Source organism: Nocardia asiatica NBRC 100129, from assembly GCF_000308415.1.
In the GTDB taxonomy this organism is placed as follows: Bacteria; Actinomycetota; Actinomycetes; order Mycobacteriales; family Mycobacteriaceae; genus Nocardia; species Nocardia asiatica.
In genome coordinates, this window is sequence record NZ_BAFS01000106.1 from 1 (window position 1) to 22,442 (window position 22,442).

General features: G+C 68.6%; 18 protein-coding genes, 1 tRNA gene and 2 pseudogenes. 17 read left to right on the forward strand and 4 right to left on the reverse strand.

Translation table 11 applies throughout. The annotated features are described in order from the left end of the window. The 8 genes from ON27_RS10100 to ON27_RS10135 form a co-directional block, all read left to right on the forward strand. On the forward strand, positions 1-585 hold a 585-nt coding region (locus tag ON27_RS10100; RefSeq protein WP_043723296.1), incomplete at its 5' end, for a pyridoxal-phosphate dependent enzyme. Next, entirely contained in the window at positions 582-1,382 is an 801-nt protein-coding gene (gene trpA, locus ON27_RS10105; RefSeq protein WP_043723279.1) for a tryptophan synthase subunit alpha, read from the forward strand. The genes ON27_RS10100 and trpA, both read left to right, overlap by 4 nt. A gap of 746 nt (positions 1,383-2,128) precedes the next feature. Further along, positions 2,129-3,304 (forward strand): prolipoprotein diacylglyceryl transferase, encoded by a 1,176-nt coding sequence (gene lgt, locus ON27_RS10110; RefSeq protein WP_245559897.1) that lies wholly within the window; start codon positions 2,129-2,131, stop codon positions 3,302-3,304. A 230-nt stretch (positions 3,305-3,534) separates the two neighbouring features. Further along, positions 3,535-4,065, forward strand: coding sequence for a TM2 domain-containing protein (locus tag ON27_RS10115; protein WP_043723281.1), 531 nt, complete (start codon positions 3,535-3,537; stop codon positions 4,063-4,065). Positions 4,066-4,283: 218 nt separating this feature from the next. Further along, on the forward strand, positions 4,284-5,009 hold the full coding sequence (locus ON27_RS10120) for a transporter substrate-binding domain-containing protein (protein ID WP_043723299.1): 726 nt from the start codon (positions 4,284-4,286) through the stop codon (positions 5,007-5,009). Positions 5,010-5,021: 12 nt separating this feature from the next. After that, the gene (locus ON27_RS10125; protein WP_043723283.1) at positions 5,022-5,690 is read left to right on the forward strand and encodes an amino acid ABC transporter permease; all 669 of its coding nucleotides are present in this window, start codon (positions 5,022-5,024) and stop codon (positions 5,688-5,690) included. 102 nt (positions 5,691-5,792) lie between these two features. Next, positions 5,793-7,211 (forward strand): pyruvate kinase, encoded by a 1,419-nt coding sequence (gene pyk, locus ON27_RS10130; RefSeq protein ID WP_174377830.1) that lies wholly within the window; start codon positions 5,793-5,795, stop codon positions 7,209-7,211. Positions 7,212-7,306: 95 nt separating this feature from the next. Continuing rightward, complete coding sequence (locus ON27_RS10135) at positions 7,307-8,119, forward strand: acyl-CoA thioesterase (RefSeq protein ID WP_245559898.1); 813 nt, start codon at positions 7,307-7,309, stop codon at positions 8,117-8,119. Between the two features lie 2 nt (positions 8,120-8,121). On the opposite strand, the gene ON27_RS10140 is transcribed toward ON27_RS10135, so the two are convergent. The 3 genes from ON27_RS10140 to ON27_RS10150 all read right to left on the reverse strand — a co-directional run bounded on the left by ON27_RS10140 (position 8,122) and on the right by ON27_RS10150 (position 10,135). Then, complete coding sequence (locus ON27_RS10140; protein WP_043723285.1) at positions 8,122-8,547, reverse strand: hypothetical protein; 426 nt, start codon at positions 8,545-8,547, stop codon at positions 8,122-8,124. Between the two features lie 160 nt (positions 8,548-8,707). Then, the gene (locus tag ON27_RS10145; RefSeq protein ID WP_043723287.1) at positions 8,708-9,328 is read right to left on the reverse strand and encodes an arsenate reductase/protein-tyrosine-phosphatase family protein; all 621 of its coding nucleotides are present in this window, start codon (positions 9,326-9,328) and stop codon (positions 8,708-8,710) included. 723 nt (positions 9,329-10,051) lie between these two features. Further along, a tRNA-Leu gene (locus ON27_RS10150) sits at positions 10,052-10,135 on the reverse strand. 225 nt (positions 10,136-10,360) lie between these two features. Between ON27_RS10150 and ON27_RS10155 the strand changes: the two genes are divergently transcribed. The 9 genes and pseudogenes from ON27_RS10155 to ON27_RS10190 all read left to right on the forward strand — a co-directional run. After that, positions 10,361-10,978 (forward strand): ANTAR domain-containing response regulator, encoded by a 618-nt coding sequence (locus ON27_RS10155; RefSeq protein ID WP_040777220.1) that lies wholly within the window; start codon positions 10,361-10,363, stop codon positions 10,976-10,978. Between the two features lie 182 nt (positions 10,979-11,160). Continuing rightward, positions 11,161-12,402, forward strand: coding sequence for a branched-chain amino acid ABC transporter substrate-binding protein (locus tag ON27_RS10160; RefSeq protein WP_373282759.1), 1,242 nt, complete (start codon positions 11,161-11,163; stop codon positions 12,400-12,402). 93 nt (positions 12,403-12,495) lie between these two features. Further along, a complete protein-coding gene (locus ON27_RS10165; protein WP_043723288.1) occupies positions 12,496-13,533 on the forward strand; it encodes a branched-chain amino acid ABC transporter permease in 1,038 nt (345 codons plus the stop codon). Further along, on the forward strand, positions 13,530-14,948 hold the full coding sequence (locus ON27_RS10170; RefSeq protein WP_043723290.1) for a branched-chain amino acid ABC transporter permease: 1,419 nt from the start codon (positions 13,530-13,532) through the stop codon (positions 14,946-14,948). Before ON27_RS10165 ends, ON27_RS10170 begins: the two co-directional genes overlap by 4 nt. Further along, a pseudogene (locus ON27_RS44680) lies at positions 14,945-15,889 on the forward strand (ABC transporter ATP-binding protein); the annotation flags it as partial. The gene ON27_RS10170 and the pseudogene ON27_RS44680, both read left to right, overlap by 4 nt. Positions 15,890-16,048: 159 nt before the next feature. After that, positions 16,049-16,744 carry an ABC transporter ATP-binding protein gene (locus ON27_RS44685; protein WP_245559899.1) on the forward strand — a complete coding sequence of 232 codons (696 nt, stop codon included), beginning with the start codon at positions 16,049-16,051 and terminating at the stop codon, positions 16,742-16,744. Positions 16,745-16,772: 28 nt separating this feature from the next. Continuing rightward, positions 16,773-18,461: a DUF885 domain-containing protein gene (locus ON27_RS10180; protein ID WP_043723292.1), complete on the forward strand. Its 1,689-nt coding sequence runs from the start codon at positions 16,773-16,775 to the stop codon at positions 18,459-18,461. Between the two features lie 118 nt (positions 18,462-18,579). After that, complete coding sequence (gene polA, locus ON27_RS10185) at positions 18,580-21,324, forward strand: DNA polymerase I (RefSeq protein ID WP_051046408.1); 2,745 nt, start codon at positions 18,580-18,582, stop codon at positions 21,322-21,324. A 113-nt stretch (positions 21,325-21,437) separates the two neighbouring features. Next, positions 21,438-21,875 (forward strand): annotated as a pseudogene (locus ON27_RS10190) (beta-class carbonic anhydrase); the annotation flags it as partial. A gap of 75 nt (positions 21,876-21,950) precedes the next feature. Here the strand turns inward: ON27_RS10190 and ON27_RS10195 are convergent. Continuing rightward, entirely contained in the window at positions 21,951-22,265 is a 315-nt protein-coding gene (locus ON27_RS10195; RefSeq protein ID WP_043723294.1) for a DUF6191 domain-containing protein, read from the reverse strand. Between the last annotated feature and the right edge of the window lie 177 nt (positions 22,266-22,442).

Sequence of the window (22,442 nt, forward strand, 5' to 3'; positions counted from 1 at the left end):
GGTATGGAGGCCCGCGCCCAGGTGCAGGCGTCCACCGGCCGATTGCCCGATGCGGTCGTCGCTTGTGTCGGCGGCGGTTCCAACGCCATCGGCATCTTCCACGCGTTCCTCGACGACGCCGACGTCCGGCTGATCGGCTACGAGGCGGCCGGTGACGGCGTCGACACCGGACGGCACGCGGCCACCTTCACCGGCGGTACACCGGGCGCGTTCCAGGGCGCCTACTCCTACCTGCTGCAGGACGAGGACGGTCAGACCATCGAGTCGCACTCGATCTCGGCGGGCCTGGACTACCCGGGCGTCGGCCCGGAACACGCCTACCTCAAGGACATCGGCCGTGCCGAGTACCAGCCGGTCACCGACACCGAGGCGATGGACGCGCTGCTGCTGCTCAGCCGCACGGAGGGCATCATCCCGGCGATCGAGTCGGCGCACGCGGTGGCGGGCGCGCTGCGGCTGGGCAAGGAACTCGGCCCGGACGCGATCATCCTGGTGAACCTCTCCGGCCGGGGCGACAAGGACATGGACACGGCAGCGCGGTGGTTCGGGCTGTTCGACACCGAGCCGCAGGAGGCCGACCAGTGAGCCAGCAGTCCCGTCTGGCGAACACCTTCGCCGCCTGCCGCGCGGAGGGCCGGGCGGCGCTGATCGGCTACCTGCCCGCGGGCTACCCCGACCTGGCCGGTTCGATCGAGGTCGTGCGCGCGATGGTCGAAGCCGGATGCGACATCGTGGAAGTCGGCATCGCCTACTCCGATCCCGTGATGGACGGGCCGACCATCCAGGCCGCCGCCGAACAGGCGCTGCGCGGCGGCGTGCGCGTGCGTGACGTGTTCTCCGTGGTCGAGGCGGTCACCGCGGCGGGCGGCGAGGCCGTCGTGATGAGCTACTGGAATCCGGTGCTCAAGTACGGCGTGGACAGCTTCGCGCGGGATCTGGCCGCCGCGGGCGGCGCGGGTGTGATCACCCCGAACCTGATCCCCGAGGAGGCCGACGACTGGTTCGTCGCCTCCGCCACGCACAACCTGGACCGCGTCTTCCTGGTCGCGCCGTCGTCCACCGAGGAACGGCTGGTGAAGACGCTCGAAGCCAGCCGCGGCTTCGTCTACGCGGCCTCCACCATGGGCGTCACCGGCGCCCGGGACGCGGTGTCCTCGGCCGCGCCCGCACTGTGCGCACGCATCCGGGCCCACTCCGACATCCCGATCGGCGTCGGTCTCGGCGTCCGCTCGGGCGCGCAAGCCGCCGAGATCGCTGCCTACGCCGACGGCGTCATCGTCGGCTCCGCGCTGGTGACCGCGGCGGGGCAGGGACTGGACGCGGTGCGGGCCCTCACGGCGGAACTCGCCGACGGCGTGCGGTCGGCAACCGTCGCGTCGTAGGAACCGGTTCGCCGCGCTCTGGATGGCCCCGCGCCATCCTGCGGACGCGGGAGGCCGACCCTCGTCGCCCGGCCCGCATGCCCCAGGAGCTGGCCTGGTGTGCCGCGTCATGGGCCACCCTGCCCTGAGCGGGCGCGTTAGGCGCGGTGGGTGGCTGGTCCGGTGGTCGCCGGTGTAGGTGGGGCGTACGCGGCGGGGTGGTCGGGCGGTTGTCCGGTGGTTGTCACTCTGACTGGAGCGGGGGCGCTCGGCGTAGTGCTGTGCCCGGCGGTCGTGGGTGGCGTACTCGGCCTGGTGGTGGGGCGGTTGTCCGGTGGTTGTCACGCTGACTCGAGCGTGAGGGCTCGGCGTGGTGGGGCGTTGTCCGGCGGTTGCCACCTCGACTCGAGCCGGGGGCGCTCGGCGCGGTGGTGGGGCCGGTTGTCCGGCGGTCGTCACCCTGACTCGAGTAGGGACGCGCGGCGTGGCGCTGGTCCGGCGGTTGGGGTTCGGGTGGTCGTAGTCGGCGTGGTAGGGGGTCTCCGGTGGTCGCCAGCCTGACCCGGGCAGGGGCGCTCGGCGCGGGATGAACGAGAGCGTCGTCCGCCGGTTGCCATCTCGACCTGCGGGTGCGCTCGGTGCGGGGGTGACGGGTCGCCGGTCGCACCCCGACCCGAATCAGCGCGCCGCGTGTGCGCCCGGCGTGCCCGCGACCGGGGCGGTGCGGTGGTGGCGGGACCCCCGGGCATCTCCGCTACGGTGGCCCCGTGACCTTACGAGTCCTCGCAGACAGTGTCCTGGCCGAAGGCGGCGTCAGCGGCGCCGTGCTGGCCTACATCCCCAGCCCCGCGCGAGGCGTGTGGCAGCTCGGGCCGTTCCCCCTGCGGGCGTATGCCTTGTGCATCATCCTCGGCATCATCGTCGCGATCTGGTGGGGCGAACGGCGGTGGCGCGCGCGCGGCGGGCAGCCCGGCGCGATCCTGGACGTCGCGATGTTCGCGGTGCCGTTCGGCCTGGTCGGCGGCAGGCTCTACCACGTGGCCACCGACTGGCAGAAGTACTTCGGCGCGGACGGCAATCCGGTCGACGCGCTGAAGATCTACCAAGGCGGCCTCGGCATCTGGGGCGCGGTGCTGCTGGGCGGCGTCGGCGCGTGGATCGGCTGCCGGGTGTACAAGATCCCGTTGCCCGCACTGGGTGACGCGGTCGCCCCGCCGATCCTGCTCGCCCAGGCCATCGGCAGGCTCGGCAACTACTTCAACCAGGAACTGTACGGGCGGGAGACCGACCTGCCGTGGGGCCTGGAGATCTACCGGCGGGTGGGCGACGACGGCCGGCTCGACATGATGAACGGCGCCTCCACCGGCGTGGTCGACAAGATCGTGCACCCCACCTTCCTGTACGAGCTGCTGTGGAACGTGCTCGTCGTCGTGCTGCTGGTGTACGTGGACAAGCGATTCCGGATCGGACACGGGCGACTGTTCGCGCTCTACGTCGCCGGTTACTGCTTCGGCCGGTTCTTCGTCGAGCTGATGCGCGCGGACGAGGCGACGAAGATCGCGGGCATCCGGATCAACTCGTTCACTTCCGCTGTCGTGTTCCTCGGCGCGATCGCCTACTTCGTGTTCGCGACGAAGGGCCGCGAGACGCCGGAGCAGCTGCGGCCCGGCGCGAGTCCGCGTCCATGGCCGTGGCAGATCAGCGCGCTGCGTGCGGCGGGCGCGGCACCGGCCGAGAAGCCCTCGGAGACCGGCGCGTCCGAGACCGGTACCGATGCCCCCGCATCCGGAACCGGCACAGACGCCCCCTCGACCGGGGGCACGGTGTCCGGTCCCGAGTCCGCCGGGCGGTCCGAAGCCGAGGCCGCGGGCTCCGGGGGCGAGTCCGCCGCGACCGCCACGGAGAAGACGGATTCCGGAAATTCCGCCACGGACAAGAGCTGATCACATGGTTCCTGCCGGATGTCCGGTTCGTCGCCGCCGACCGGTTTTTCGTTCCGCGGCAACGATCGGGCGATCCGCCGCGATAACCACTCGCAGGGCCGAACCCACGTGGGGCGACAACCCGGTCGATCCCGGTGACAATGACTCGTGATCGTCGCGAGCGCAAGTTCGGCGATCCAGCAAGGCCGGGGGCCGACAAGAGGGTGCCCGCACTAATGAGGAGGACATGAGTGACCGACCCTTACCAGCAGAATCAGGGCCAGGGAGGACCACAGTACGGCCCGCCCGGCACCGGTCCGGATCTGACCAAGCCGCTGGAGGCGCAGGGCCAGCCGCAGTCCAGCCCGCCGTCGGACCCGTACGGTCAGCCCCAATACGGTCAGCCTATCGACCCGTACGGTCAGCCCCAATACGGCCAGCCCGTCGACCCTTACGGCCAGCAGCCGGGGGGCTACCCACCCGCGCCCTACCCGGGCGGGCCGCAGGGTTACAACCCGAACGACCCGGAGGCGCCGTGGGGCCGTGACCACTTCGGCGTACCGCTGTCGGACAAGCAGAAACTCATCGCGGGCCTGCTGCAGATCTTCCTCGGCGGTTTCGGCGTCGGCCGCTTCTACCTCGGCTACACCGGGCTGGGCATCGCTCAGCTCGTGGTCACGATCCTGACCTGCGGCTTGGGCAGTATCTGGGGACTCATCGACGGCGTCATGATCCTGGTCGGCAAGGTGCCCGACGCGCAGGGGCGCCCGCTGCGCGACTGAACGCGGCGCTGTCGACAGAACGCGGAGGCGGGCACGAACGTGCCCGCCTCCGGGCGTCTGCGCAGGAGATCGGCGAGCGCAACTCTTTCGCGCACCGTGAACGCGATACTGTCGCCCGGGAAATCCCGGGCGTAGCATGACCGGATTCGCGTGTCGTGTGTGGAGCCCCACGCACCGAAGAGAGGGATTCCGTGCGCCGTAAGCTGTTCGCCGCCGTCATGCTCGCCGTCGTCGCCGCCACCGGACTGAGCGCGTGCGGCGGCAGCGATCCGAACGTGCTGAAGGTCGGCACCGAGGGCACCTACGCGCCGTTCAGTTTCCAGGGCTCCGACGGTGAACTCACCGGCTACGACGTGGAGGTGATCCGGGCGGTCGGCGGCAAGCTCGGCAAGCGCGTCGAGTTCGTGCAGACGCCGTGGGACGCCATCTTCGCGGGCCTGGAGTCCAAGCGCTTCGACCTGGTGGCGAACCAGGTGACCGTGAGCGACGAGCGCGCGGCGAAGTACGCGTTGTCCGCGCCGTACACGACCTCGGCGGGCGTGATCGTCACCCGCGCAGGCGACAACGCCATCACCGGCCTCGCCGACCTCGCCGGCAAAACCTGCGCGCAGTCGGCCACCAGCAACTGGAGCAAGGTCGCCACCGGGGCGGGCGCGAAGGTCGAGGCGGTGGAGGGCTTCGTGCAAGCCGTCCAACTGTTGAAGAACGGCCGCGTGGACGCCACCGTCAACGACAACCTCGCCGTCGCCGAATACACCGCGAAGACCGGCGACACCAGCGTGAAGATAGCCGGCCGCACCGGATCGGAGAGCAAGCAGGCATTCGCCGCCCGCAAGGGCGACGCGCTGATCACCGACGTGGACAACGCGCTGAACCAGCTGCGTGCCGACGGCACCCTGGCGAAGATCTCCGAGAAGTACTTCGGCATCGACGTCAGCCGGTAGCCGGCCTCGTTCATGGACGCCGCCACCCGGGAACTCATCTGGCACAACCTGTGGCCGATGCTGCAGGCCACCCTCACCAAGACCGTGCCGCTCACCGCAATCAGCTTCGCCATCGGGCTGGTACTGGCACTGTTCGTCGCGCTGGCCAGAATGTCGGCGGTGTGGCCGCTGGCGGCGGCGGCCCGCTGCTATATCTCGATCATTCGCGGCACGCCGCTGCTGGTGCAGCTGTTCATCGTGTTCTACGCGCTGCCGCAGTTCGATGTGGTCATCGACCCGTTTCCCGCCGCGGTGATCGCCTTCAGCTTGAACGTCGGCGGTTACGCGGCCGAAGTGGTGCGCGCCGCCATCCTCAGCGTCGCCGCCGGCCAGTGGGAGGCGGCGCAGGCGCTCGGCATGTCGTACCCGATGCTGCTGCGGCTGATCATCCTGCCGCAGGCGGCGCGGATCGCCGTGCCTCCACTGTCGAACACGTTGATCTCCCTGGTGAAGGACACGTCGCTGGCCTCGACCATCCTGGTGACCGAACTGCTGCGCGTCGCCCAGCTCGCGGCCGCGCCGACCTTCGACTTCTTCGCGCTCTACGGGGTGGCGGCGGTGTACTACTGGGTGATCTGCCTGGTCCTCGGGTTCGGGCAGACCCGGCTGGAAACGAGGTTGGCCCGTCATGTCGCTCGCTGAGTATCCGTTTGTGCCTGTTCTGAGCCGTAGTGCATTTTTTTCACCAAGGATTCACCGTGGCCACGGCGGGACCTCTGTACCGACCGGGACTAGGCTCTACCCGTGATGCGACGGACGAAGATTGTGTGCACGCTCGGCCCGGCCACTGCCACCGAGGACCGTATCCGCGAACTCGTCGAGAGCGGGATGGACGTAGCTCGGCTGAACTTCAGTCACGGCGAGCACGCGGATCACGCCGAGAACTACAAGAAGGTGCGTCAGGCTTCCGACCACCTCGGCCGGGCCGTCGGCATTCTCGCCGACCTGCAGGGTCCCAAGATCCGCCTCGGTCGCTTCCTGGAAGGCAAAACCGTCTGGGCGACGGGTGAAGAGGTCCGCATCACCGTCGAGGACGTCGACGGTACCCACGATCGCGTGTCCACCACGTACAAGGAACTGGCGCAGGACGCCAAGCCCGGCGACCGGTTGCTGGTCGACGACGGCAAGGTGGGCCTCATCGTCACCCGCGTCGACGGCAACGACGTGGTCTGCCGGGTCACCGAGGGCGGTCCGGTCTCCAACAACAAGGGTGTCTCGCTGCCGGGTATGGACGTCTCGGTCCCCGCGCTGTCGGAGAAGGACATCGAGGACCTGGAATTCGCGCTGAAGCTGGGCGTGGACTTCATCGCGCTGTCGTTCGTGCGGTCCCCGTCCGATGTCGAGCTGGTGCACGACGTGATGGACCGGGTGGGCCGCCGGGTGCCGGTGATCGGCAAGCTGGAGAAGCCGGAGGCGATCGACAACCTGGAAGCCGTGGTCCTGGCTTTCGACGCGGTGATGGTGGCGCGCGGCGATCTCGGCGTCGAGCTCCCGCTCGAGCAGGTGCCGATCGTGCAGAAGCGCGCCATCCAGATGGCGCGCGAGAACGCCAAGCCGGTCATCGTCGCCACCCAGATGCTGGAGTCGATGATCGAGAACTCCCGCCCCACCCGCGCGGAGGCCTCGGACGTGGCGAACGCGGTGCTCGACGGCGCCGACGCGGTGATGCTGTCGGGCGAGACCTCGGTGGGCAGGTACCCGATCGAGACGGTGCGCACGATGGCGCGCATCGTGCACGCGGTGGAGACCGAGTCCACCCGGGTGCCGCCGCTGACGCACGTGCCGCGCACCAAGCGCGGCGTGATCTCCTACGCCGCACGCGACATCGGCGAGCGGCTCAACGCCAAGGCGCTGGTGGCGTTCACCCAGTCGGGCGACACGGTGCGCCGCCTGGCCCGGCTGCACACGCCGCTGCCGTTGCTGGCGTTCACGCCGCTGCCGGAGGTGCGCAGCCAGCTGGCTCTGACCTGGGGTACCGAGACCTTCATCGTGCCGACCGTCGACAGCACCGACGCGATGATCCACCAGGTGGATGTAGCGCTTTTGTCGATGGACCGATACCAGAAAGGTGACCTGGTGGTCATCGTGGCCGGGTCGCCGCCCGGTACCGTCGGTTCCACCAACCTGATCCACGTTCACCGTATCGGTGAGGAGGACCATTAGTGAGTGCTTCGCTGAGCAGCCCCGTCGACGTCGCGGAGCCGTCCGCGCGCCGCTCCGACCTGGATGTGCTGCTGGGGCTGCTCGATCTCGAGCAGATGGACGAGGACGTGTTCGTCGGCCAGCACCCGGAGAAGGTGTGGAGCCGGACCTTCGGCGGCCAGCTCGTCTCACAGGCCATCATCGCGGCGGGCCGGACGGTCGGTGACCGTCCGGTGCACGCGGTCAACGCGCATTTCGTGCGCGGCGGCGACGTGAAGAAGCCGATCGAGTACCGGGTGGACCGCCATCGCGACGGGCGTGCGCTCGCCAACCGCACGGTCACCGCCAGCCAGGAGGGCCAGGAGCTGTTCGTGATGCTGGCCGCGTTCCAGGATTGGGGCACGGGCCTCGAGCACGCGCACGCCCAGCCGGAGGTGCCGGATCCGGAGACGCTGCCGCGGGTGGAGGAGAGCTTCGAAGGCTTGGAGGACAAGCTGGAGATGTTCGTCAAGGCGCCGCATCCGATCGACATGCGTTACACCAACGACCCGGCGTGGATTCTGAAGGGCACGGGGGAGCGGCTCAACCACAATCGCGTGTGGATGCGCGCGGACGGCAGGCTGCCCGACGATCCGCTGATCCACGTGGCGACGCTGGGCTATTCGTCCGACACCACGGTGCTGGACTCGATCATCACCACGCACGGGCTGTCGTGGGGCCTGGATCGCATCGTCGCGGCCACAGTCAACCACTCGATCTGGTTCCACCGCCCGTTCCGTTTCGACGAGTGGGCGCTGTACTGCACCGAGTCGCCGGTGGCCGCCGGGTCCCGTGGCCTGGCGACCGGACGCTTCTACTCCCGCAGCGGTGACCTGCTGGCCACCACGGTGCAGGAGGGGCTCATCCGCCACTTTCCCGCGCGGCGCTAGGACTACAGCAGTTCGCGGTGGCGTTCGATGTCGAGGTCGACGTCGGCGCGTTGCGAGGCGCGGATCGAGACCGGAATCCCGTGTCCCGGCTCGGTTCGCGCCAGCGCGGAGATTCCTTGCAGCAGTTGCTGTTCCAGCGCGGCCATGTCGTCGTCGGTCAGCTGATCCGGCGCGCCGACCAGGCTGAGCGCGATCTCGTAGGTGCCGTGGGCGTCCGGGCCCGCGCAGGGCGGCTCGGCACGGCAGCGGCTCGCGAGAGCCGTATGGGCCGGGTCGTCGGCGTCGACCGGCAAGGTGAAGCGCCAGGCGAACACGTCGCGGTCGGTGAGGTGGTCGTCGACCACCGCGCGCACAGTGTCGACGACGCGTTCGAGGGTTTCCGGTGTCACATAAACATGGAGCGAAACATCCGAAATGCGTTTCGGCATGTCTGATTCCTGTCCTGTGTCGAACCAGCAACGGCGCAGAGAGTTGTCCGGCGGGAGTTTAGTGCGTCCGAGGCGGTAAAGGACATAGCCGGGTGGTAACAGTTGACGCGCTCGGCGCCGGAGCGCGTTGCTCCGTGCGGTGTTCGCGGTCGCGCGGCGCTCAGCGGGTGCGTTGCGCGGCGAGGAAAGTCGCCAGCGGTGCGGGCCCGCCGCCGGGGCGGATCACCAGGCCGCGGCGCTCGTCGTGCGGCCAGCGCGGCTGCTCGTGCGGGGCGAGCGCGAGCAACAGCGGTACCAGCGCCTCGGCGATTCGATCGCCGACCTCGCAGAACGCCTGGGCGGACAAGCCGACCGGGTCGGCGATGTTCTCTCGCCCGACCAGCGACAGATCATTGCGGGCACGGTGCAATTCGGCGACCGTGCGCGCGCCGGTGACGTGGGCGATGCGGTGGGCCTCCAGTAGCGTGAAGGTGCGCGAGCCGGCGCCGAAGGCCATATCGACCACGTGGTCGCGAATCTGCTCGGTCATCGTGAGGACCAGATCGGCCTTGTCGATCATCTCCGGCTTCAGGCGCCGGGCCCGGAAATTGCCCGGGTCGGCGCCGAGCCCGGCGATGGTCTGCGCGGCGAGCGGTTCGACCGGAAATCCGACCAGCGCACGGGTTCCGGCGCTTTCCGCGGTGAGGTAGGGGAGATCGTATTCGACCGCGAGGGCGCGCGTGAGCCGCTCGGCGATCACCGAACGGCAAACGTTGCCGTTGCAGACGAACAGGACGTGCATACAGAACACGATAAGGGGCGGGAAGGCTACCAGACGGTCCCAAGTCATTGGTCCCACATGTGGGAACAACATTTTCATCTGTTGGTAGCGCGCCGTACACGAAGCGCGCCGCTTTCGGCCCCTGGCCTGCGACGTACGTCACTCCGACCAGTGGTGCTGTTCGATTTTCCCGTGCTGTCGATACCCGGAAGCGCGGTCATCGAAACGTTGCCTTGTGATTACTCCGTGATATGACCGACTGCGCAGGTTACCCGGATTCGCCGCCGCGGTACCTGGATTCGCTCCCGCATGGCCGATCTCGGCAGGTCTGCCCCGGAGCCGGCCCAGTGGCGAACCGGTCACCGCGCGAGGCGACGACGGGCGCGAACTGCGCGACCTCGGGGCATGTCGTCGTACGGCGTCGAAGCCACCACAGGTGAAACATGCGTCGTACCGGACCCACTGCCGCCAGAGTCCCGCTGAGCCTCTCGGTGCGTGCGTGCGGTGCAGTATGCGGTGCGGTACTAAAGCGCGCCATTCAGACGAGTGGCCCGCAGCGCACCCCACGAGAGCCAGTGCCGACCACTACCCCAAATCGCACCATCCCACCCAACGCAACCACCCACCTCGGGGGGTTCGGGGGGCGAAGCCCCGCCGAGCGGGGCCTGGGGGTTGCACCCCCAGAAGAAATGACGAGCGCCCCCCGCGAGCGCTATCCGCGAGCAGGGGACACCCAAAAGCGAGTGCCGAGTGTGGGACTCGAACCCACACGTCCTTTCGGACAACGGTTTTTGAGACCGTCGCGTCTGCCAGTTCCGCCAACCCGGCGCACCGAGTGGCAACTATAGCGGGTCGGGTGGCGCGGAAGCGAATGGGTTGGTCGTCGCGGCGCGTGCGCGCGGTTTGCGCAGGGTATATGCGTTCTATGCCGAAGTGAAAGGTACTCTTTACATCACTCGACAGCCCGAAGGTCGGCCCAAGGTCGCCCGGTGCGATCGCTGCTTTCCTTCGGTTGGGTCGGGTACAGGGCATCGGAACCAGAGGGGTCTACCTATGAGCACAGCAGCTGGGGGCGCCGGCACCAAACGGGACGCCGGGGCGAAGCGGGTCGTCGTCGCCGAAGACGAGGCGCTCATTCGCATGGATCTGGTCGAGATGCTGACCGAAGAGGGTTATCAGGTGGTCGGCGAGGCGGGTGACGGTCAGCAGGCGGTCGATCTCGCTGTAGAGCACCGGCCGGACCTGGTCATCATGGACGTGAAGATGCCGCGCCGCGACGGCATCGACGCGGCGGCCGAGATCGCGTCGAAACGCGTTGCGCCGGTGGTGATCCTGACCGCGTTCAGTCAGCGTGACCTGGTGGAGCGGGCGCGGGACGCCGGTGCGATGGCCTATCTGGTGAAGCCGTTCACGAAATCGGATCTGGTGCCTGCCATCGAATTGGCGGCCAGCCGGTTCCACGAGATCACCGCGTTGGAGAGCGAGGTCGCCAATCTGGCCGACCGGCTGGAGACGCGCAAGCTGGTCGAGCGCGCGAAAGGCGTTCTGATGCAGACTCAGGGCCTTTCGGAGCCGCAGGCGTTCAAGTGGATTCAGCGCACCGCAATGGATCGCCGCACCACGATGAAGGCGGTCGCTGAGGTCGTGTTGGAGAACCTGACGCCGAAGTGACGGTGTCTGCGGGAAAATTTACGCAGACGAAACGTCATCGTGAACAAGAATTCGAAACGATGTCGCGCGCATGATCCGAATGTGATGCGGAACTAACGTACCGACGCTATGTTCTGACCGGGCTGACATGGTCGGCCTCCTCGGTGACCCCGGGGGAGCACAGAACTTAGATGAGGTGAAACGTGCTTAGTTCGACATGGCGCAGTCGCTCGGCGCTCGGTGTCCTGGCCGTCGGCGCCGCCGCCGCGCTGGTGCTGTCCGGTTGTAGCGACAAATCCACCAGCAGCGGTTCGGATTCCTCGGGCACCAACGGCGCGGGTGGCCTGTCCATTCAGCCGGTCTTGCAGGTCGACCAGCAGGGCAAGGAGGTGCCGAAGGCCGACGCGTCCACGGCGGCCGATCCGGCGGGCGACGGAAAGGCCACCTGTGCGCCGGGGACGGCGGTGGCGATGGCCGGCGCGCTGACGGGTCCGGACGCCGCGCTCGGCATCAACATCGTCAACGGCGTCAAGCTCGCCCTCGACAAGCACAACAAGGCCAATCCCGGTTGCAAGATCGAACTCAAGCAGTTCGACACCGAGGGCGACCCGCAGAAGGCCACCCAGGTGATCCCGCAGATCGTCAACGACCGGTCGATCATCGGCCTGGTCGGTCCGGCGTTCTCCGGGGAGACGAAGGCGACCGGCAAGATCCTCAGCGACGCCGGGCTGGTCTCGGTCACCTCCTCGGCGACCAACGCGACGCTGACCCAGAACGGCTGGACCACCTTCTTCCGCGGTCTGGCCAACGACGACGTGCAGGGCCCCTCGGTGGCGAAGTACCTGGTCAACAGCGCGGGCTACAAGAAGGTCTGTGTCATCCAGGACAACACCGACTACGGCACCGGCCTGGCGAAGTCGATCACCGAGGGTCTCGGCGCCGCTGCCGACCCGGCGTGCGCGGCGAGCATCAAGAAGGGCGACAAGGACTTCTCCGCGACGGTCACCAAGGTGGCGGCCGCGAACCCGGACGCCATCTTCTACTCCGGCTACTACTCCGAGGGCGCGCCCTTGGCCCAGCAGCTGAAGTCCGGTGGCGTGAAGGCGGTCTTCGTCTCCGCGGACGGCACCAACGACCCGCAGTTCGTCGCCCAGGCGGGCAGCGCGGCAAAGGGCGCGAAGCTGTCGTGCCCGTGCGGTCCCGCCCCGGAGCAGTTCGCCAAGGACTACGAGGCGCTCAACGGGCAGGCGCCCGGCGTCTACTCGGTCGAGGCGTACGACCTGACCACGATCCTGGCCAAGGGCATCGACAGCGGTAAGGTCACCCGCCCGGACCTGCTCGACTATGTGCGGACGTACGACGGTGCCGGCCTCGCGCGTCAGTACAAGTGGAACCCGAACGGTGAGCTGTCGAACGCACTGATCTGGGTGTACGAGGTCAAGTAGCCCCGGATCCCGGGCGCACGGCACGTACGGGGGTTCATCCGAATCCCTGTACGTGCCGTTGTTCGGTGGGCGAAAGGATGAGGGCAGAAATAAATGAAACAAACGTTATTGGCCGGTGGGACACAACTCGTCGCCGGTTCGATCGACTTCAACCACGAGGGGTTGGTCGATAGTTTCTGGCGGCTGACCGTCGACGGCGTGACCTACGGCGCCATCTATGCGTTGGTCGCCGTGGGCTACACGTTGGTCTACGGCGTATTGCGGCTGATCAATTTCGCCCATTCGGAAATTTTCATGCTCGGGTTGTTCGGGCAATTGATCGGGTTGATGATCTTCGGATTCGTCGCGAGCCCGGACGTTTACACCCAGGGTGTGGTGCTCACCGTCGTCTATCTGGGTTTGGCGATGGTCGTAGGCATGGTCGTATCCGGCGGCGCGGCCGTCGGATTGGAGCGGGTCGCCTACCGGCCCCTGCGCAAACGGGGCGCGAAACCGCTGGCCTTCCTGATCACGGCGATCGGCATGTCGTTCGTGCTGCAGGAACTGGTGCACTTCGTGCTGCCGAAGATCCGCCCCGATCTCGGCGGCACCAACGCCCAGCAGCCGATCCGGCTGGTCGAGCCCACCGTGCAGTTCAGTTTCGGCGGCGCGGACGTCACCAACATCATGCTGCTCATCGTGCTGGCGGCGGTGGTGCTGGCGATCGCCACCGAGGTGCTGATCAACCGGACGAAGTTCGGCCGTGGCATCCGGGCCGTGGCCCAGGACCCGGACACCGCGACGCTGATGGGCGTGTCGCGCGAGCGGGTCATCATGCTGACCTTCCTCATCGGCGGCGTGCTCGCGGGCGCGGCGGCGATGCTGTTCACGCTGAAGATCCCGAACGGGATCATCTACTCCGGCGGGTTCGTCCTCGGCATCAAGGCGTTCAGCGCCGCGGTGCTCGGCGGTATCGGCAACCTGCGCGGCGCGCTGCTCGGCGGCCTGCTGCTCGGTGTGGTGGAACAGTACGGGCAGATCCTCTTCGGCACCGAATGGCGCGACGTGGTCGCGTTCGTGGTGCTGGTTCTTGTGCTGATGGTTCGCCCGACCGGCATCCTCGGCGAGAGTCTCGGAAGGGCGCGCGCATGACCGACACGACCAAGACGGCGTCCGCGCCGGACCTCCCGCGCCGTGGCCTCGGCGACGCGATCCGCACCTGGTGGGACGGGCTGAGCAGACCCGCGCAGTGGGGCGTCGGCGTTCCCGTCCTCATCCTGCTGGCACTGCTGCCCTTGTTCCCGCCACCGCTGCTGAACACTCCCTCCTACAACTTCGGCCTGGTGATGGCGCAGGTGGCGATGTACGCGCTGCTGGCCATCGGCCTCAACGTGGTGGTCGGGCAAGCGGGCCTGCTCGACCTCGGCTACGTCGGTTTCTACGCGGTCGGCGCCTACACCGTCGGCCTGCTCACCAGCCCGAACAGCCCGTGGAACCAGACCGACGGCGGCTGGCTCGACCCGGAGTGGGCCTGGCTGGCCTGCCTGCCGATCGCGGTCGCGGTGACCGCGGTCTCCGGCCTGATCCTCGGTTCGCCCACGCTGCGCCTGCGTGGCGACTACCTGGCGATCGTGACGCTCGGCTTCGGTGAGATCGTCCGGCTGCTCGCCGAGAACCTCACCGAGATCACCAACGGCAGCCTCGGGCTGTCGGGCGTGGCCTACCCGCACGTCGGCGCGTCCGAGAGCAAACCGGAGGGCGTGTTCTCCGGCGGCAACAGCGGCGACCCCGACAGCGCGAACCTGCTCGACCGCGCCAGCTACGGCACCTATTGGTACTGGTTCGGCATGGCGCTGGTGGTCGTCGTGCTGCTGGTGGTCGGCAACCTGGAGCGCAGCCGGGTCGGCCGGGCCTGGGTGGCGATCCGCGAAGACGAGGACGCGGCCGAGATCATGGGCGTGCCGACGTTCAAGTTCAAGCTGTGGGCGTTCATGATCGGCGCGGCGGTCGGCGGCATGTCCGGGGCGATCTACGCCGGGCAGGTGCAGTTCATCAATCCCACCGGCTTCAACATCATCAACTCGATGCTGTTCCTGTGCGCGGTGGTCATCGGCGGCCAGGGCAACAAGCTGGGCGTGATCTTCGGCGCGTTCGTCATCGCGTATCTGCCCGCCCGGCTGCAGTCGGTGAATCTGGTGAGCAACGAGTCGACCGGGTACGTGCTGCTGGCGATCGATGTCGCGGTGTTCGTCGCCTTGATCGTCGCCTGGCGGTTGTGGGCTGCCCGGCTGGGCGTGTGGGCGCGCCGCGGTGTGATCACGGGCATGGTGACGACCGGCGTGCTGGCGTTGCTGCTGCTCGGCAGTGTGCTGCTGTTCCGCAAGGGCGGAGCGCAGTCGCTGGGCGACCTCAAGTATCTGTATTTCGGTATCGCGTTGGTGGTGATGATGATTCTGCGTCCGCAGGGTCTGTTCCCGGTGCGGCAGAAACTGCTCACCTACGGCAGGCAGGTGTACCAGGCTGTGCGCAGACCGGCCGCCGCCGAGCCGATCGGAGCGGGACGATGACCGGGCCGGGCGCGGGTGACGCGCTGTTCGACAACGAGGACATGGCCGCGGGCTACGCGGCCGAGCCGCAGGTCGAGTCCGCGGGCACGGTCGACGTGACCCAGGTGATCCCCGACCTCGCGGACGCCGAGACCGTCGCCGACGTCGTCGCCCCGCACCGCGAGATCGAGACCGCGGTGGGCGAGCCGCTGTTGCGCACCGAGGGTCTCACGGTGAAGTTCGGCGGTCTCACCGCACTGGACCAGGTGAGCTTCGAGATCCGCCGCGGCGAGATCCTCGGTCTCATCGGGCCCAACGGCGCGGGCAAGACCACCTGCTTCAACGCGATCACCGGTGTCTACCAGCCCGCCGCCGGACTGGTCTCCTTCGACGGCAAGCCGCTGACCAAGACCAAGCGCAACGCGATCACCCGGCTCGGCATCGCCCGCACGTTCCAGAACGTGCGGCTGTTCGGCGAGATGACCGCGCTGGAGAACGTCGTGGTCGGCACCGACGCCCGCCACCGGACCTCGGTGCCGGGCGCGGTGTTCCGGTCGCCGCGGCACCGGCGCGAGGAACGCGACGCGATCGAGCGCGGCATGGCGCTGCTGGAGTTCGTCGGCATCGCCCCCCGCGCGGTGGAGAAGGCGCGCAACCTCTCCTACGGCGACCAGCGCCGTCTGGAGATCGCCCGCGCGCTGGCCACCGAACCGAAGCTGCTGTGCCTGGACGAGCCTGCGGCCGGGTTCAATCCGAGCGAGAAGTCCGCGCTCATGGACCTGATCCGCAAGATCCGCGACGATGGGTTCACGGTGCTGCTGATCGAGCACGACATGCGGCTGGTCATGGGCGTGACCGACCGGATCGTGGTGCTGGAGTTCGGCCGCAAGATCGCCGACGGGCTGCCCGCGGAGATCAGGGACAACCCCGCCGTGATCGCCGCGTACCTCGGCGTGCCGGATTCCGGCGCGATCGAATCCGGTGGCGCGGTGGGCGAAGCGGCCGGAACGGACACGCCGAGCGATCCGGAACCCGGTGCGGTGCCGCTCGGCAAGACCGCGGTCACCCCGCCGGCGCCCGAGACCGCCGACGGGGGCGCTGCGCTGCTCGAAGTCCAGGACATGGTCGTCAACTACGGCAGAATCCAAGCGCTGCACGGCATCTCGCTCACCGTCGCCGAGGGCGAGCTGGTCACCCTGCTCGGCGCCAACGGCGCGGGCAAGACGACCACCATGCGGGCGATGTCCGGGCTGCTGCCGCTGACCCGTGGCCGCATCCTGTTCGAGGGCCGGGACATCACCCGGATGAAAGCGCACGAGCGGGTGACCCACGGGCTGATCCAGGCGCCGGAGGGCCGGGGTGTGTTCCCCGGCATGACGGTGCAGGAGAACCTCGACATGGGTTGCTACGGACGAGGTTTCAAGCAGAAGGCGGAGTACGATCGGACGCTGGAGTGGGTGTTCGAGCTGTTCCCCCGTTTGCTCGAACGGCGCAAACAGGTCGGCGGCACGCTGTCGGGCGGCGAGCAGCAGATGCTGGCCATCGCTCGCGCGCTGATGGCGCGGCCGCGGCTGCTGCTGCTCGATGAGCCGTCGATGGGGCTGGCGCCCATGGTGATCCAGCAGATCTTCCGAATCATCAGCGAGATCAACCAGCAGGGCACCACGGTACTGCTGGTGGAGCAGAACGCCCAGCAGGCCCTGGCCCGCAGCGACCGTGCCTACATCATGGAGACCGGTGAGGTCACCAAAACCGGCCGCGGCGCGGAGCTGCTCACCGATCCCGCGGTGAAATCGGCGTACCTCGGCGTGGGTTAGGCGGCTGCCGCGCGGCCCGGCTCGAGGCATGATCGTCACCATGGATGGTCACGACGAGCTGATGAGCCTGGCCGAGCGGTATTGGGACAGTGTGCTCGAGGCGGCGCCGAGCGAGGCGACCCTGCTCGGCGACCGCCGCTTCGACGATCGGATCGAGGATCTGTCCGTCGAGGCGGAACAGCGGTTGCTGTCGACCTGGCGCGCGTTGCTGCGCGAGGTCGACGCGCTCGACGCCGAGCGGTTGAACGCCACCGACCACGTCACCCGCAGCCTGCTGCGCACCGAACTGAGCGGCGCGATCGAGCATGCGGAATGGCGGCCGGTGGAACTGGCCAGCGACCAGATGGGCGGCGTGCACGCAGGCGTGCTGATGGTGGCGCCGCAGACGAATGCGCCGCGCCCGGAACACGCGCTGGCGCTGGTGCGCCGCTACCGGCAGTTCGGTGACCTGCTCGGGCAGGCCGTGGAACGGTTCCGGTCGGGCCTGGCCGCCGGGCGCGCGCCCGCGCGGATCACCATCGAGCGCTCGCTCAACCAGCTCGACGGCTACCTGGATTCCGACATCGCCGCCGACCCGTTCGTCACCTTTTCCGGGCCGGCGGACTGGGACGGCGAGCCCGCCTGGCGGTCCGAATTGGCCGAAGTGGCCAGGGATGTCATCCGGCCCGCGTTCCAGGTCTACCGGGACGCGCTGTACGACGAACTGCTGCCCGCCGCCCGTCCCGACGACAAGCCGGGCCTGTGCTGGCTCGGCGCCGACGGCGAGGACATCTACCGGCGGCTGCTGCGGCACCACACGACGCTGCCCGATCTGGGCGCCGAGGAGATCCACGAACTGGGCCTGGCCGAGCTGGCGAAGCTGCGCGAGGAGTACGCGACGGTGGGCGCCCGCCTGTTCGGCACCGGCGACCTCGGTGAGATCTTCGCCCGGCTGCGCGACGATCCCGCGCTGTGCTACGACGACGCCGACCAGATCATGTTCGACGCCCGCCGGGCGCTGACCCTGGCCACCGCCGAGATGGGGAATTGGTTCGGGCGCCTGCCGAAGGAATCCTGCGACATCGTCCCGGTGCCCGAGTTCCTGGCCGCGGATGCCCCTGCGGCGTACTACTTCCCGCCCGCCGCCGACGGGTCGCGGCCGGGCACGTATTTCGTCAATCAGCACCATCCCACGGGTCGCGGCCGCTACGAGACCGCGGCGGTGGCCTACCACGAGGCGATCCCGGGCCATCATCTCCAGCTGACCATCGCCAACGAACTCGACCATCTGCCGCGCTTCCAGCGCCAGTCCTTCGCCAACACCGCCTTCGTCGAGGGCTGGGCGCTCTACACCGAGCGGCTGGCCGACGAGATGGGTTTGTACGAGGACGATCTGGGCCGGCTGGGCATGCTGGCCGGCGATTCGTGGCGTTCCTGCCGCCTGGTGGTCGACACCGGCCTGCACGCCCAGGGCTGGAGCAGGCAGCAGGCCATCGACTTCATGGTGGCCAACGCGCCGGTCGGACTCGCGGAGATCACCGTGGAAGTGGACCGCTACATCGCCATACCGGGGCAGGCGGTCGGCTACAAGGTCGGCCAGCTGGAGATCCTGCGTCAGCGGGTGGCGGCCACCGAGCGGCTCGGCGCGGACTTCGACATCAAGGCCTTCCACGATGTGGTGCTCGGTTCGGGTTCGGTGAGCCTGCCGGTGCTGCGCGAACTGGTCGCCACGCTGTGAACGCCGCGCGGCGCGGTCCCCGACCGCGCCGCGCGGGCCGAAAGCCCGGCCCCAGCGGCCTCCGGGTGCCGGGTGTCGGCGTATCGCCGTGTCGGTGCCGGTCCCTAGACTCTGGTGCGTGAGTTCACCCACGACCGCTCCGCGTCCCGCCCCCGCGTCCGGCTCCAGCGATCCCGGCTCGGGGGACCGGCCCACGCTGCTGTTGCTGGACGGGCATTCGATCGCCTATCGCGCGTTCTTCGCGCTACCGGCGGAGAACTTCAAGACGGTCACCGGGCAGACCACCAACGCCGTCTACGGCTTCACCGCGATGCTGATCAACTTGCTGCGCGACGAGAAGCCGACACACGTGGCCGCGGCGTTCGACGTGTCGCGCCAGACCTTCCGCGCCGAGGCGTATCCGGAGTACAAGGCCAATCGCACCACCACGCCGGACGAGTTCCGCGGGCAGGTGGAGCTGACCAAGGACGTGCTCGGCGCGCTCGGCATCCCGGTGATGGCGATCGAGGGCTTCGAGGCCGACGACATCATCGCCACCCTCACCACCCAGGCCACGGCCGCCGGTTTCCGGGTGCTCATCGTCACCGGCGACCGCGATTCGATTCAGCTGGTCGACGAGAACGTCACGGTGCTGTACCCGCGCAAGGGCGTCTCGGACCTGACCCGGTTCACCCCCGAGGAGGTGATGGCCAAGTACGGCCTCACACCGGGTCAATACCCGGACTACGCGGCGCTGCGCGGCGATCCGAGCGACAACCTGCCCGGTATCCCCGGCGTCGGGGAGAAAACCGCCGCCAAGTGGATCCGGGAATACGGTGACCTGAACACGCTGGTCGAGAAGGTCGACCAGGTGAAGGGCAAGGTCGGCGACGCGCTGCGGGCGAACCTGAGCAGCGTGGTGCTCAACCGGCAGCTCACCGAGCTGATGCGGGAGGTGCCGCTGCCGTACACCCCAGACCAGCTGGCGCAGGGGCCGTGGGACCGGACCAAGATCCATCAGCTGTTCGACGATCTCGAGTTCCGCGTGCTGCGCGACCGGCTGTTCGAGACGCTGGCCCCGCCGGAGCCGGAGGCGGAGGCGGGTTTCGAGATCAGCGGCGGCGCGCTGGCGATCGGCGCGGTCGCGTCCTGGCTGGCCGAGCACGCCAAAGCCGGTGTGCGCCACGGTGTCTCGATTCTCGGCACGGGATCTCCGGCCGGTGGGGACGTGCGCGCGCTGGCCATCGCGGCGGGCGACGGCGAGAGCGGATACATCGATGTCACGGTGCTCACCCCGGAGGACGAGACCGCGCTGGGCGCCTGGCTCGCCGATCCGGCCGTGCCGAAGGCGCTGCACGAGGCCAAGGCCGCCGTGCACGCGCTGCGTGGCCGCGGCTGGACGCTCGGCGGGCTGACCAGCGACACCGCGCTGGCCGCGTATCTGGTGCGTCCGGGTCAGCGCACGTTCAACCTCGACGACCTGTCGCTGCGCTACCTGCACCGGGAACTGCGCGCCGAAACCGACGAGACCGCGCAGTTGTCGCTGCTCGACGACGAGGACGCCGCCGACGCCGAGCTGGCGCGGGCGCAGATGCTGCGCGCGCGTGCCGTCGCCGATCTGGCCGACGCGCTGGACGGGGAACTGGCCCGGATCGAGTCCACCCCGCTGCTGGCGGACATGGAGCTGCCGCTGCTCGGCGTGCTGTCCACCCTGGAGGAGGCGGGCATCGCGGTGGACACCGACCAGCTCTCGACGTTGCAGCGCCAGTTCGCCGACCGGGTCGCCGAGGCGGCCGAGGCGGCCTACGGCGTGATCGGCAAGCAGATCAACCTGGGCTCGCCGAAACAGTTGCAGGTGGTGCTGTTCGACGAGCTGGACATGCCGAAGACCAAGCGCACCAAGACCGGCTACACCACCGACGCGGACGCGCTGGAGTCGCTGTACGAGAAGACCCAGCACGCGTTCCTGGAACATCTGCTCGCGCACCGCGACGCCACCCGCCTGAAGGTCACCGTCGACGGCCTGCTCAAGTGTGTCGCCGAGGACGGCCGCATCCACACCACCTTCAACCAGACGATCGCGGCCACCGGGCGGTTGTCCTCGACCGAACCGAACCTGCAGAACATCCCGATCCGCACCGACACCGGCAGGCAGATTCGCGACACCTTCGTGGTCGGCCCCGGTTACCAGTCGCTGATGACCGCGGACTACAGCCAGATCGAGATGCGGATCATGGCGCATCTGTCCGGAGACGAGGGCCTGATCGAAGCGTTCAACTCCGGAGAGGATCTGCACAGCTTCGTGGCGTCGAAAGCGTTCGACATCCCGATCTCGGAGGTGAGCCCGGAACTGCGCCGCCGGATCAAGGCGATGTCCTACGGCCTGGCCTACGGGTTGAGCTCCTACGGCCTGTCCGCGCAGCTGAAGATCAGCACCACCGAGGCGAAGGAGCAGATGGAGGTCTACTTCGCCCGCTTCGGCCGCATCCGCGACTACCTGTACGAGGTGGTGGAGCAGGCGCGCAAGGTCGGCTACACCGAGACGCTGTTCGGCCGCCGTCGCTACCTGCCCGACCTGGACTCCAGCAACCGGCAGCGCCGGGAATCGGCCGAGCGGATGGCGCTCAACGCCCCGATCCAGGGCACGGCGGCCGACATCATCAAGGTGGCGATGATCAACGTGCACCGGGCGATGCGCGAGGCGGGCCTGCGCTCCAGGATGCTGTTGCAGATCCACGACGAACTGCTGTTCGAGGTCGCCGACGGGGAACGGGAGGCGCTCGAGGCGCTGGCGCGCGAACAGATGTCCGCGGCGATCGCCCTGTCGGTGCCGCTGGAGGTCTCCGTCGGCGTCGGACACAGCTGGGACTCCGCCGCGCACTGACCGGCGCAGCGCGGTAGGACATGCCGGGCCCGACCGCAGGGGCCCGGCGTCCGGCATCCGGAGAGCTACCATCGGGCCGCCGCGTGCGAGTAAACAAATCACGGTGAACGGGACCGGTGCCTCGTCCTGCGCGGCCACCTACCGTGGGGCTGGTCAACACATTGGACGCGCGGCTCGACGTCTACGGCGCGCTCGGCCTGGCCGAGGGCGAGGCGCACGTCATCCGGAACGCGGGCGGCGTGGTCACCGCCGACGAGATCCGTTCGCCGGCCATCAGTCAGCGGCTGCTCGGGACCAGGGAGATCATCCTGATCCACCACACCGATTGCGGCATGCTCACCTTCACCGACGACGACTTCAAGGCGAGCATCCAGCAGGAGACCGGGATCAAGCCGGACCGGTCGGCCGAGACGTTCTCCGATCTGGAAACCGATGTGCGCCAGTCGATCGCGCGTATCGTCGCCAATCCGTTCGTGCCGCACAAGGACTCGATCCGCGGCTTCGTCTTCGACGTCGCCACCGGCGAGCTGAACGAGGTGCCGCCCCGCTGACGCGGAACGAATCCCGCCCCAGCGCAGCGCGGTCCGGTCGGCACGTCCTCGAATACCACTGCGCCGACGTGTGTTTCACAAAAGCCGGTGCGCCACCAGGCGCGCCGAACCCGCGGTGAGATCCACCTCGTCGCGCGGCGGCGCGCCGTCGGACGGGTCCTCCCGGTGCATCAGTGTCGTCATCCGCTGCTCGAACTCGTGGTGCTTGCCGCCCTGGAAAACCGCGGCGACCTCCTCGAAGCCCGCGGCCGCGACGGGGCGGCCGGACCGCTTCCGGGTCCAGGGCAGCGCACGGCTGCCGGTGAGCCTGTTCCAGGCCACTTCGGCGAAGGCGAACAGGATGAGCAGCAGGGCCAGGCCCGGGATGGTCATGGCGACGAGGAGACCCATGTCACCGACGCTACCCTCGTCTCGCCCGCAACGTCCTGAACTGCGCTGATGGTACTCGTCAGTAGACAAATCGGGCACCGGATGTGGTTGCTATTGCGTCGCGATGACCCTATTCTCGATGCCGTGCCGAATCCCGCCGACCGCCGCAGCGCAGCGCTCGATGTCGCAGACCGCGAC